Annotated in this window: 10 protein-coding genes; all 10 read left to right on the forward strand. The window is 66.7% G+C overall.

The annotated features are described in order from the left end of the window. The first annotated feature begins 2 nt into the window (after positions 1-2). The 10 genes from M2282_RS25110 (at position 3) to M2282_RS25155 (ending at position 12,630) form a co-directional block, all read left to right on the forward strand. A complete protein-coding gene (locus tag M2282_RS25110; RefSeq protein WP_280811485.1) occupies positions 3-1,127 on the forward strand; it encodes a bifunctional riboflavin kinase/FMN adenylyltransferase in 1,125 nt (374 codons plus the stop codon). 123 nt (positions 1,128-1,250) lie between these two features. Next, positions 1,251-4,115: an isoleucine--tRNA ligase gene (ileS, locus tag M2282_RS25115; RefSeq protein ID WP_280811486.1), complete on the forward strand. Its 2,865-nt coding sequence runs from the start codon at positions 1,251-1,253 to the stop codon at positions 4,113-4,115. Beyond that, a complete protein-coding gene (gene lspA, locus M2282_RS25120; RefSeq protein WP_280811487.1) occupies positions 4,115-4,642 on the forward strand; it encodes a signal peptidase II in 528 nt (175 codons plus the stop codon). Before ileS ends, lspA begins: the two co-directional genes overlap by 1 nt. A 643-nt stretch (positions 4,643-5,285) precedes the next feature. Beyond that, on the forward strand, positions 5,286-6,296 hold the full coding sequence (locus M2282_RS25125; protein WP_280811488.1) for a LacI family DNA-binding transcriptional regulator: 1,011 nt from the start codon (positions 5,286-5,288) through the stop codon (positions 6,294-6,296). 59 nt (positions 6,297-6,355) lie between these two features. Next, on the forward strand, positions 6,356-7,348 hold the full coding sequence (locus M2282_RS25130; protein ID WP_280811499.1) for an ABC transporter substrate-binding protein: 993 nt from the start codon (positions 6,356-6,358) through the stop codon (positions 7,346-7,348). A 16-nt stretch (positions 7,349-7,364) separates the two neighbouring features. Further along, entirely contained in the window at positions 7,365-8,186 is an 822-nt protein-coding gene (locus M2282_RS25135; RefSeq protein WP_280811489.1) for an ABC transporter permease, read from the forward strand. 12 nt (positions 8,187-8,198) lie between these two features. Then, on the forward strand, positions 8,199-8,999 hold the full coding sequence (locus tag M2282_RS25140; RefSeq protein ID WP_280811490.1) for an ABC transporter permease: 801 nt from the start codon (positions 8,199-8,201) through the stop codon (positions 8,997-8,999). After that, positions 8,989-10,050 carry an ABC transporter ATP-binding protein gene (locus M2282_RS25145; protein ID WP_280811491.1) on the forward strand — a complete coding sequence of 354 codons (1,062 nt, stop codon included), beginning with the start codon at positions 8,989-8,991 and terminating at the stop codon, positions 10,048-10,050. The genes M2282_RS25140 and M2282_RS25145 overlap by 11 nt, the downstream gene beginning before the upstream one ends. Further along, positions 10,047-10,907, forward strand: coding sequence for a phosphodiesterase (locus tag M2282_RS25150; RefSeq protein ID WP_280811492.1), 861 nt, complete (start codon positions 10,047-10,049; stop codon positions 10,905-10,907). Before M2282_RS25145 ends, M2282_RS25150 begins: the two co-directional genes overlap by 4 nt. 64 nt (positions 10,908-10,971) lie before the next feature. Beyond that, entirely contained in the window at positions 10,972-12,630 is a 1,659-nt protein-coding gene (locus M2282_RS25155) for a Na/Pi cotransporter family protein (protein ID WP_280811493.1), read from the forward strand. The last annotated feature ends 165 nt before the right edge of the window (positions 12,631-12,795 follow it).

Below are 12,795 nucleotides of genomic sequence, written 5' to 3' on the forward strand. Positions count from 1 at the left end.
CGATGCAGGTTTTTCGCGGTTTCCGGCACCCAGGCGTAGCCCCTGCCTGCGCCCTCACCATTGGGAATTTCGACGGCGTGCACCGTGGCCACCAGGCCATGCTCGCGCTGTTGCAGACCGAGGCTCGCCAGCGCGGGCTGCCGAGTTGCGTGCTGACTTTCGAGCCGCACCCGCGCGACTATTTCGCTGCGCTGACCAAAAAGCCCGACCTTGCGCCGGCCCGCATCGGCACCCTGCGCGACAAACTCAGCGAACTCGCAGCCTGCGGCGTGGCGCAGACCATCGTGCTGCCCTTCGACGGCCGGCTGGCTTCCCAATCGCCCGAGGAATTCATCCAGGACGTGCTGGTCGACGGCCTGGGCGCACGCTATGTGCTGGTGGGCGACGACTTCCGCTTCGGCGCCAAGCGGGCCGGCGACTACGCCATGCTCGATGCAGCCGGCGACACGCGCGGCTTCGACGTGGCGCGCATGAACAGCTATGAAATATCGGACCCCCACGCGCGGCTTCGCCCCGCTGCCCCCCGAGGGGGTGCGCCCGTCTTGGGGCGGCCCGGCGACGGGCACGGCCTGCGCGTTTCCAGTTCCGCGGTGCGCGAGGCGCTGGCCGAGGGCCGCATGGCCGATGCCCAGACGCTGCTCGGCCGGCCCTACACGATCTCGGGCCACGTGGTCCACGGCCGCAAGCTCGGCCGCGCGCTGGGTGCCTCGGCGCCGGGGCTGGACGATGGCTTTCGCACCCTCAACCTGCGCTTCAAGCACTGGAAACCGGCCGCAAGCGGCATCTTCGCGGTGCTGGTCCACGGCTTGGCCGACAAGCCGCTGCCCGGCGTGGCCAACCTGGGCGTGCGCCCCTCGCTGGACGCCAACGACGTCAATGGCGGCCGGGTGCTGCTGGAGACGCATTGCCTGGAGTGGCCCTCGCATCTGGGGTCCGAAGGGGCCTACGGTAAAATCGTCCGCGTGGAACTCCTGCACAAACTGCACGACGAATTGCGCTACACCAGCCTCGAGGCCCTGACTGCGGGCATCGCCAAGGATGGGCGCGACGCACGTGCGTTCTTTGCATCGACCCACGCCCAACACCACGCGGAAGTCCACCGCCAGACCACGCGCGACCGAATTTAGCCCTGCACGCCCCGTGCTGCCGCCCTTCGACAAGCTCAGGGCGAACGGCTATATCTTCCGCACCGACCGCTCAATGCAGTTCGGGCTGAGCCTGTCGAAGCCCCCTCTGTTTCGCACCCCAACATGTCTGACGCTGCTTCCCCCACCAATTACCGTTCCACGCTGAACCTGCCCGACACCCCCTTCCCGATGCGCGGCGACCTGCCCAAGCGCGAACCGGGCTGGGTGAAGGAATGGAACGACGAAGGCCGCTACCACCGCCTCCGCGACGCCCGCCACGGCGCGCCCAAGTTCATCCTGCACGACGGCCCCCCGTACGCCAACGGCCAGATCCACATGGGCCACGCGGTGAACAAGATCCTGAAGGACATGATCACCAAGGCGCGCCAGCTCGAAGGCTTCGACGCGCTCTACGTGCCCGGCTGGGACTGCCACGGCCTGCCGATCGAGAACGCCATCGAAAAGCAGTTCGGCCGCAACCTCAGCCGCGACGAGATGCAGGCCAAGAGCCGCGCCTACGCCACCGAGCAGATCGCGCAGCAGATGCTCGACTTCCAGCGCCTGGGCGTGCTGGGCGAATGGGACCATCCCTACAAGACCATGGACTTCGCCAACGAAGCCGGCGAGCTGCGCGCGTTCAAGCGCGTGATCGAGCGCGGCTTCGTCTACCGGGGCCTCAAGCCCGTGTACTGGTGCTTCGACTGCGGCTCGTCGCTGGCCGAGTTCGAAATCGAATACGCCGACAAGAAGAGCCAGACCATCGACGTGGCCTTCAAGGCGCACGAGCGCGAGAAGGTGCTCAAGGCCTTCGGCACCGATCACACGATCCTCGGCGACATCTTCGCCGTGATCTGGACCACCACCGCGTGGACGATCCCCGCCAACCAGGCGATCAACCTCAACCCCGAGATCGAGTACTCGCTGGTCGACACCGAGCGCGGCCTCCTGATCCTGGCCAACTCGCTGGTCGAGATGTGCATGACGCGCTATGCGCTCGACGGCAAGGTGCTGGCCACGGTGAAGGGCGAGGCGCTCGGCGGGCTCGAATTCGAGCATCCGCTGTACGACGTCAAGGACGAGAACGGCAACCAGGGCTACAAGCGCCTGTCGCCCGTGTACCTGGCCGACTACGCCACCGCCACCGACGGCACGGGTCTCGTGCACTCCTCGCCCGCCTACGGCGTGGACGACTTCAACTCCTGCATCGCCCACGGCGTGGCGTACGACGACATCCTGAACCCGGTGCAGGGCAACGGCAGCTACGCGCCCGACTTCCCGCTGTTCGGCGGCCAGAACATCTGGAAGGCCGTGCCGGTGATCATCGCCGCGCTGCGCGACGCCGGCCGCCTGCTGACCACCGAGACCATCACCCACAGCTACCCGCACTGCTGGCGCCACAAGACGCCGGTGATCTACCGCGCGGCGGCCCAGTGGTTCGTTCGCATGGACGAAGGCGAAGGCGTGTTCACCAAGGACAAGGCGCCCAAGACGCTGCGCCAGACCGCGCTCGACGCGATCGAGCAAACGACCTTCTATCCGGAGAACGGCAAGGCGCGCCTGCACGACATGATCGCCGGGCGGCCCGACTGGTGCATCAGCCGCCAGCGCAGCTGGGGCGTGCCGATCCCGTTCTTCCTGCACAAGGATTCGGGCGAGCTGCATCCGCGCACCATGGAAATCCTCGACCAGGCCGCCGACATCGTCGAGAAGGGCGGCATCGAGGCCTGGAGCCGTGTCACCGCCGAGGAAATCCTGGGCACCGAAGACGCACCCAGCTATACGAAGAGCACCGACATCCTGGAGGTGTGGTTCGACTCGGGCTCGACCTTCTATCACGTGCTGCGCGGCACGCACCCGAACGTGCACCACGAGACCGGCCCCGAAGCCGACCTGTACCTCGAAGGCCATGACCAGCATCGTGGATGGTTCCATTCGTCGCTGCTGATCGCCTGCGCGCTGGAAGACCGCGCGCCCTACCGCGGCCTGCTCACGCACGGCTTCACCGTGGATGCCAAGGGCATCAAGATGAGCAAGTCGCTCAAGAACGGCATCGATCCGCAAGAGATCAGCAGCAAGCTGGGCGCGGAAATCATCCGCCTCTGGGTGGCTGCGAGCGACTATTCGGGCGACATCGCGGGCGACGACAAGATCCTCGCGCGCGTGGTGGACTCGTACCGCCGCATCCGGAACACGCTACGCTTCTTGATGGCGAACACCAGCGACTTCGACATCCAGAAGGATGCGGTGCCGCTCGACCAGCTGTTCGAGATCGACCGCTACGCGCTGGCGCGCGCCTCGCAGTTCCAGGCCGAGATCCTCGCGCACTACAAGGTGTACGAGTTCCATCCGGTGGTGTCCAAGCTGCAGATCTACTGCTCGGAAGACCTGGGCGGCTTCTACCTCGACATCCTGAAGGACCGTCTCTACACGACCGCCCCGGGCTCGCTCGCGCGCCGCAGTGCGCAGACGGCGCTCTGGCACATCTCGCAAGCCATGCTGCGCTGGATGGCGCCGTTCCTGAGCTTCACCGCCGAGGAAGCGTGGAAATTCGTGAGCACCGGCAAGCCGGGCGAATCGATCTTCGCGGAGACGTACTGCAAGTTCGACGCGCCCGATGAAGCATTGCTCGGCAAGTGGAGCCGCATCCGCGAGATCCGCGATGTGGTCAACAAGGACATCGAAGCCGTGCGTGCCGAAGGCAAGGTCGGCTCATCGCTGCTGGCCGACCTGCAACTGAGCGCACCGGCCGACGACTTCGCGCTCCTGAGCACGCTGGGCGACGACCTGAAGTTCGTCTTCATCACCTCGGCCATCACGCTGGCTGCGGGCGAAACGCTGGTGACCACCGTGGCGCCGAGCACCGCGCAGAAGTGCGAGCGCTGCTGGCACTACCGCGAGGACGTGGGCCACGACCCGGCGCATCCGACGATCTGCGGCCGTTGCACGAGCAACCTGTTCGGCGCCGGCGAATCCCGGAGCTTTGCCTGATGGCCACGACACGTTCCCCACGCTCCGCATCGGCATCGCGTTCGCGCGGCGGCAGCCTGGGCATCTGGCCCTGGCTCGGGCTGGCGGTGATCATCGTGATCATCGACCAGTTCACCAAGACGCTGATCCTGGGCTACTACAAGCTCGGCGACGCGACCTACGTGACGAGCTTCTTCAACGTCGTGCGGGCGCACAACACGGGGGCTGCTTTCTCGTTCCTGGCCGACCATTCGGGGTGGCAGCGCTGGTTCTTCACGGCGATCGGCGTGGCGGCTGCGGTGTTCATCGTGTGGATGCTGAGGTCGCACGCGGGGCAGAAGCTCTTTTCGTTCGCGATGGCCTGCATCCTGGGCGGCGCCATCGGCAACGTGGTCGACCGGATGATGCACGGCTATGTCGTGGACTTCCTGAGCTTTCACGCGGGCAACTGGTATTTCCCGGCGTTCAATGCGGCGGACAGTGCGATCACGCTTGGGGCTATCTGCCTGATCTTGGATGAGATTCGGCGGGTTCGTCGGGGGAAGTAGCGCTTCTTTTTGAAGGGCGTCCGGTACTCGGTGCGGCGCAGCCAGCCCCACTGTGCCGGCCCTTCGGGCTTCCCTGCGGTGCTCGCATTTCGCGGGGTCTCGCAGAACTCGCTTCGCTCAAACAGCTGCGAGCCCTGATCCGCGAAACGCTGCGCTCCTCGGCGGCACAGAGGGGCTGGCTGCGCCGCACCGAGTACTGGGCGCTTGTCGTGAGGTTGAGGCCGTCTGCCCTCACCCCTGCCCTCTCCCAGAGGGAGAGGGAGCAAGACCCAAAGCGGGCTCCAAAAAAGAGGTGATCGACAACCGCGCTCACTGCGGCGATGGGTGCTGTGCCCTTGGGCGGCCGTTGAGGCACCGCCGAGCAGCGCAGCGACGGGCGGATCAGGGCTCGCCGCTGTTTGAGCGGAACGCAGTGGAGCGAGTTCGGCGAGACCCCGCCCGTCGTGAGCAGCGCAGGGAAGCCCGAAGGGCCGGTGACGTCGGCCGCCCAAGGGCACAGCACCCACCGCCGCAACCCCCCGCTACAAGCGGCCGCGCAATGCAGCCCTCCAAAAAGTGCAAGGGGTTTTCCCGCTTTCAAGCGATGTCATAACAAAGTCATACTGCCGCGATCCAATGTAATCGATTACATGAACGCCGCACGATGAGCATCCAAGCCGTAGCCGCCAAAGCCAAGGTCTCCGTGGCCACCGTGTCGCGGGCCTTCAATTTCCCCGACAAGGTCACGCCCGCCACGCGCGAATTGGTGGAGCGCGTGGCGCGCGAACTGCACTACGTGCCCAACGCCAGCGCACGCACCTTGCGCACCCAGCGCAGCCGCACGCTGGGCGTCGTGCTGCCCACGCTGCTGAACCCGACCTTCGCCGAATGCCTGCAGGGCATCGCGCGTGCGGCCATCGCCGGGGGCTACGCGATCCTTCCCGTCACCACGGGCTACCGGCTCGACGAGGAAGAGCGTGCGGTCCAGTTGCTGCTCGCCGGCAATGTCGACGGGCTGATCCTCGTGGTTTCCAACCCTTCCACCTCGAAGGCGCTCGCGCGGCTGCGCAGCACCGGCACGCCTTATGTGCTCGCGTACAACCGCCACGCGGATCATCCCTGCGTCACCGTCGACAGCGAAGCCGCCGTGGCCGACGCGGTGGCGCGCCTCGTGCTGCTCGGCCATCGCCGCATCGCGATGGTCAGCGGCACGCTGGCCGCATCCGACCGCGCGCAGCAGCGCTATCGCGGCTATCAAAAAGGGATGGCGGATGCGGGGCTCAAGGCCCCTTCGCTGATCGAAGTGCCCTTCGTCGAAAGCACCGTCGACGCGCTCGCCAGCGTGCTGCAGGCCGGCAACCGCCCCACCGCGCTCGTCTGCTCCAACGACCTGCTCGCCATCCGCAGCATTCGCGCCGCGCACCTGGGCGGCCTCTCGGTGCCCGACGACCTCAGCGTGATCGGCTTCGACGGCATCGCGCTCGGCGAAGACCTGACGCCGGCCCTCACCACCATCGCACAGCCCAACAGCGACATCGGCCGCCACAGCGTCGAGTTGCTGGTCCAGGCGATGGCCGGCGGCACCACGCTGCAGGCCGACGCAAGCCTGCTGCTGCCCCACATCTTCCGCGACGGCGAGTCGTGCGCATCCGCGTGCGACGTCGCCACCGATTGATCACCGTCACCACTCCCATCCATCCAAGGAGCTTCTTCATGTCACTCCGCATCTCCCGCATGGCCCGCCTCGGGCTGATCGCCGCCACCTTCGTTGCCGCCGGCAGCGTCATGGCCCAGACCGCCATTTGCTACAACTGCCCCACCGAGTGGGCCGACTGGGGCACGCAGCTCAGGGCCATCAAGGCCAGGACGGGCGTCACCGTGCCGGCCGACAACAAGAACTCGGGCCAGTCGCTCGCGCAGCTCGTCGCCGAGAAGGCGAGCCCTGTGGCCGACGTCACCTACCTCGGTGTGACCTTCGCGGTGCAAGCCGCGAAGGACGGCGTGGTCGAGCCCTACAAGCCGGCCGCGTGGAAAGACATTCCCGACGGCCTCAAGGACCCGGTCGGCAACTGGTTCACCATCCATTCGGGCACGCTCGGTTTCATGGTCAACGTCGATGCGCTCAAGGGCAAGCCGGTTCCCAAGTCGTGGGCCGACCTGCTCAAACCCGAATACAAGGGCCTGATCGGCTACCTGGACCCCGCCTCGGCCTTCGTCGGCTATGTGGGCGCGGTGGCGGTCAACCAGGCGCGCGGCGGCACGCTGGACAACTTCACGCCGGGCATCGACTACTTCAAGGCGCTGCAGAAGAACGAGCCCATCGTGCCGAAGCAAACGTCGTATGCGCGCGTGCTGTCGGGCGAAATCGCGATCCTGCTGGACTACGACTTCAACGCCTACCGCGCCAAGTACAAGGACAAGGCCAACGTCGCCTTCGTCATCCCGAGCGAAGGCACGCTGGTCGTGCCCTACGTGATGAGCCTGGTCGCCAAGGCGCCGCATGCGGCCGACGCGAAGAAGGTGCTCGACTTCACGCTGTCCGACGAAGGCCAGGCGATCTGGGCCAAGGCCTACCTGCGGCCGGTGCGCGCCAACGCGATGCCCAAGGAAATCGAGGCGCAGTTCCTGCCGGCGAGCGAATACGCGCGCGCCAAGAGCGTGGACTACGCGCGCATGGCCGAAGCGCAGCGCGCGTTTTCCGATCGCTACCTCAAAGAGGTGCGCTGAGCGCTGAGTCCACGAGATGAAGCCCGCCAACGCCTGGAACCCACGCTGGCGCCTCATCGCCTGCGTGGCACCCGCAGCCGCCTTCTTCACAGCCTTCTGGCTGCTGCCGGTGGTGCGCCTTCTCGCGCTCCCGGCGGACAAAGGCTGGGCCACCTACTTCGCGGTGCTGACCGACGCGCGCTACCTGCAGAGCATGGCCAACACCGTGGCGCTGTCGGTGGCGGTGACGCTGGCCACGCTGGTGCTGGGCGCGGCGGTGGGCATCTACCTGGCACGGCATGCCTTCATCGGCAAGCGCGTGCTGCTGTCGCTGCTTACGCTGCCGCTGTCGTTTCCGGGCGTGATCATCGGCTTCTTCGTGATCCTGCTGGGCGGGCGGCAAGGGCTGGTGGCCGACGTGAGCGACAGCCTGATCGGCGAGCGCATCACCTTCGCGTACGGCCTGCTCGGTCTCTTCCTCGCATATCTGTATTTCTCGTTGCCGCGTGCCATCGCCACCTATACCGCGGCGGCCGAGGCGATGAACGTGCAGCTTGAAGAAGCCGCGCGTTCGCTCGGTGCCTCGCGCCTGCGCGTCGCGCGCGACGTGTGGATGCCCGAACTCGCGCCCACCACGCTGGCCTGCGGTGCGATCCTGTTCGCCACCTCGATGGGCGCCTTCGGCACGGCCTTCACGCTGGCCAGCAAGTTCGAGGTGATACCGATCACCATCTACAACGAGTTCACCAACTACGCCAACTTCGCGCTCGCCGCGTCGCTGTCGATCTCGCTGGGCATCGTGACCTGGCTGGTGCTGTTCGTCGCGCGGCGTTTCGGGGCCAACCCCGTGGCGCGCTGAAAGGGAATCCGAATGCGCACGACATCGCAAGCTAGGGCGCCCTTCCTCCTGGCCATCACCGTGCTCGTGAGCCTCTTCATGATCGCGCCGATGCTGCTCTCGGTGATGGCGGGGCTGGTCAACAACTACAGCGCAGGCCTCAAGAGCGGGCTCACGCTGCGCTGGCTCGGCGAGGTGTGGGAGAACTACGGCGGCACCGTCGGCTGGTCGATCGCGCTGGCCGTCGCCTGCGTGATCGGCACCGTGCTGCTGGGCGTGCCCTGTGCCTATGCGCTGGCGCGCAGCCGCTCGCGGGCCGCGCGCATCTTCGAGGAGCTGCTGACGCTGCCCGTCGCCGTGCCGGGCCTTGCGACGGCGCTCGCACTGATCCTCGCCTACGGCCAGCTCACCGCCTTCCGCACGAGCTTCGCCTTCATCCTCGTGGGTCACATGATCTTCACGCTGCCCTTCATGGTGCGCACCGTGAGCTCGGCCTTCCAGCGCGACGACCTGCTCGCGCTCGAGGAAGCCGCGCGTTCGCTGGGCGCGAACTTCCGCCAGCGCTTCATGGGCATCCTCGTGCCTGCCGTGTTCCCTGCCATCGTGGCCGGCAGCCTGATGGTGTTCACGCTCTCGGTGGGCGAATTCAACCTCACCTGGATGCTGCACACGCCGCTCACCCGCACGCTGCCCGTGGGTCTGGCCGATAGCTATGCCTCGATGCGCATCGAGATCGGCTCGGCCTACACGCTGGTGTTCTTCGCCGTCATTCTTCCGGTGCTGTGGGGCCTGCAGTACCTTGCCAACCTGATGCAGAAACGCCATGGAACTTGAACGCATTCCCATCGACATCGCGAACTGCGCGAAGACCTACGCCGACGGCACGCGCGGCCTGCAGCCGACGAACCTGCACGTGGAGCCCGGCGAAGTGCTCGCGCTGCTCGGCCCCTCGGGCTGCGGCAAGACCACGCTGCTGCGGCTGATCGCCGGGCTGGAAGCGCCCGACGCGGGCAGCCGCATCGTGTTCGGCGACCAGGACGTGACCGATCGCCCGGTCGAGCACCGCGGCGTGGGCATGGTGTTCCAGAGCTACGCGCTCTTTCCGCAGATGACGGTGGCGGCCAACATCGGCTATGGCCTGCGCATCCGCGGCGTGTCAGCCGATGAAGAGAAACGCGCCGTGGGCGAACTGGTCGATCTCGTGCGCCTCGGCGGGCTGGAAAACAAGCGCCCCGCCGAACTCTCCGGCGGCCAGCGCCAGCGCGTGGCCCTGGCGCGCGCCGTGGCCGTGCGCCCGCGCGTGCTGCTGCTCGACGAGCCGCTGGCCGCGCTGGACGCCAAGCTCAAGGAATCATTGCGCGACGAGCTCGCCGAACTGCTGCGCCGCCTGCACATCACCGCCATCCACGTCACGCACGACCAGCAGGAGGCACTCGCCATCGCCGACCGCCTCGCCGTGATGCGCGCCGGCCGCATCGTGCAGGTGGGCCGCGGCGAAGACCTGTACCGCGCGCCCGCCCATCCCTTCGTCGCGGAGTTCCTCGGCCGGGTCAACCGGCTGGAGCGCGCGCCCGAGGCCATCGCGCAAGGCGTTGTCCGACTCGGCGGAAGCACCCTGCCTTGCCCGCCCGCCTGGCAGAGCCATGCAGTGTTGCTGGTGCGACCCGAAGATGTCGAAGTGAGCGCGCCCCGGCCCGACTGGGGCACCGCCACCGTCGAGCGCCGCACCTTCCTCGGCGACCGTGTGCAGCTTCAGCTGCGCGTGCAGGACCAGCCCCTGCTGACGGCCGATGTGGGGCGCGACACGCCCTTCGGTCCGGGCGATCCGGTCGGCCTTCGCGTCCACCCCGACCGCCTGATGACGTCGCAGGAAACCAGCGCATGACGACACCCACGAACGCAGACACCTTCCTGGTCCAGCTGACCGACCTTCACATCCGCGAGCCGGGCCGGCTGGCCTATGGCCGCATCGACACCGCGCCGTATCTACAGCAGGCGGTGCAGTCGGTGCTCGCGCTGCCGCAGCAACCCGATGCGGTGGTGATCACCGGTGACCTGACCGACTTCGGCCGCGCCGCCGAGTACGAACACCTGGCACGCCTGCTGGCGCCGCTGGCGATGCCGGTCTACCTGCTGCCCGGCAACCACGACGACCGCGACCAGTTGCGCAAGAGCTTCCCCGGCCACGCTCATTACCTCGGCACGGGCGACGACACGGCCGGCTTCATCCAGTATTCGGTGCGCGTCGGCGGCCTGCGCCTGCTGACGCTAGACACCTGCGTGCCGGGCGAGAGCCATGGCACGTTGTGCGAGAAGCGCTTGGGCTGGCTCGAAGCCCAGCTCGACGCATGCCACGGCGAGCCGGTCGTGGTCGCGATGCACCATCCGCCGTTCACGACGCTGATCGGCCACATGGACGAGATCGGGCTGCTGCAAGGCGCCGATGCGCTCGAGGCATTGATCGCTCGCTACAAGAACGTCGAGCGCGTGATCTGCGGCCACCTGCACCGCGCCATCGACGTGCGCTTCGGCGGCACGATCGCCTCGACCTCGCCGGCCCCCGCGCATCAGGTCTGCCTCGATCTGGCGCCCGACGCGCCCTCTGCCTGGACGCTGGAGCCGCCCGGTTTCCGCGTGCATGCATGGTCTGCGCGCAGCGGCCGCGTCGTCACCCATCTGGCGGCTTCCGGCCGCTTCGAAGGCCCTTTCCCCTTCCACGACAACGGAGCGTTGATCGACTGAATCCCTACTTGTGGAAAATGGGGGTCAAAACGAACCAAAACGAAAAGGACAGAACCCTACACCCATGAAGCATCTCCTGAATCTGCTCGCGGCAGTCGCACTGCTGGTGTGGGGCACCCATCTGGTTCGCACCGGCGTGTTGCGCGTGTTCGGCGCCAACCTGCGCAAGATCCTCGTGCAGAGCATGCGCAACCGCTTCACGGCCGCCCTCTCGGGCATCGGCGTGACGGCGCTGGTGCAGTCGAGCACTGCCACCTCGCTCATGACCTCGTCCTTCGTCGGGCAGGGCCTGGTCACGCTGCCGGCCGCGCTGGCGGTGATGCGGGGGGCCGACGTGGGCACGGCGCTGATCTCGGTGCTGTTCTCGGCGGACCTCTCATGGCTTTCGCCGATGTTCATCTTCGTGGGGGTGGTGCTGTTCATCACGCGCTCGGCCACCGTGGCGGGTCGCGTGGGGCGGGTGCTGATCGGCCTGGGGCTGATGCTGCTGGCGCTGCAGCTGGTGGTGGAAGCGACCGAGCCCCTGTTCTCGTCGCCCGCCGTGCGCGCGCTGCTCGCCTCGATCAACAGCGACGTGCTGCTGGAGATCACCATCGGCGCGGTGCTGGCCATCGTGGCCTATTCGAGCCTGGCGGTGGTGCTGCTGGTCGCGGCCATGGCCACATCGAACGTGGTGCCGCTGGATGTGGCGCTCGGTCTGGTGCTCGGCGCCAACCTGGGCAGCGGCCTGCTCGCGGTGCTGACCACGGCCAAGTCGGCGGTGTCGGTGCGGCAGGTGACGGTCGGCAACCTGCTCTTCAAGGCGCTGGGCGTGGCGATCGTCGCGCCTTTCGTCGGCCTGTGGATTCGCTACGTGCAGCCCGAGTTGCCGAACCAGACGCACGGCGTGGTGCTGTTCCACCTGGCCTTCAACGTCATCATCAGCGTCGGCTTCATCGGCCTCACGCAATGGGTCGCCAAGCTGGTGACGCGCATGCTGCCCACACCGCAGGCCTCCAGCACCAGCCGTCCGCATCACCTGGACCCCTCGGCGCTGTCGACGCCCTCGCTCGCGATCTCGAACGCCGCGCGCGAGGCGCTGCACCAGGCCGACATCGTGGAGACCATGCTGATCGGCGTGCTCGACGTGATCCGCAACAACGACACGCGGCTGTCGCAGGAGCTGCGGCAGCTGGACGACACGGTGGACGAGCTGTACTCGGCCATCAAGTACTACATGACGCGCATCTCGCGCGAGGCGCTGGGCGAAGAGGAGAGCCGGCGCTGGACGGACATCATCAGCTTCACGATCAACATGGAGCAGATCGGCGACATCATCGAGCGGGTGATCATCGATGTGGAAGACAAGAAGATCAAACCGCAGCGCAATTTCTCGGAGGCCGGGATGGCGGAGATCGTCGAGCTGCACGGGCGGCTGGTTGCCAACCTGCGGTTGAGCATGAGCGTGTTTTTGAACGGGAATGTTCGGGATGCGCAGAAGCTTCTGGAGGAGAAGGCTCGGTTTCGGGATCTGGAGAGAGCCTATGCGACGACTCATCTGGATCGGTTGTCGGATCGGACGACTCTCAGTATCGAGACGAGTTCGCTGCATATCGATCTGATCAGCGATTTGAAGCGGATCAATTCGCATATTTGTTCTATTGCTTATCCGATTCTGGAGTCGGCTGGGGCGTTGGCACCTAGCCGGTTGCGGGAATCTCGGCTTGGGAAGATTGAGAGTTAGTTTTTTTTAGGGCGGAGGCCGGGTCTCGGCCCGGCGGCCGACTTACTTTCTTTTGCTTCGCCAAAAGAAAGTAAGCAAAGAAAAGGCGACCCTGCTGTCTGCGTCCCTACGCTTCGCTTCGGGCAACCTGCGGTGCTCACGTTTCGCGGGGTCTCGCCCAAACTC

It is taken from the genome of Variovorax boronicumulans (assembly GCF_029892485.1).
In the GTDB taxonomy this organism is placed as follows: domain Bacteria; phylum Pseudomonadota; class Gammaproteobacteria; order Burkholderiales; family Burkholderiaceae_C; genus Variovorax; species Variovorax boronicumulans_B.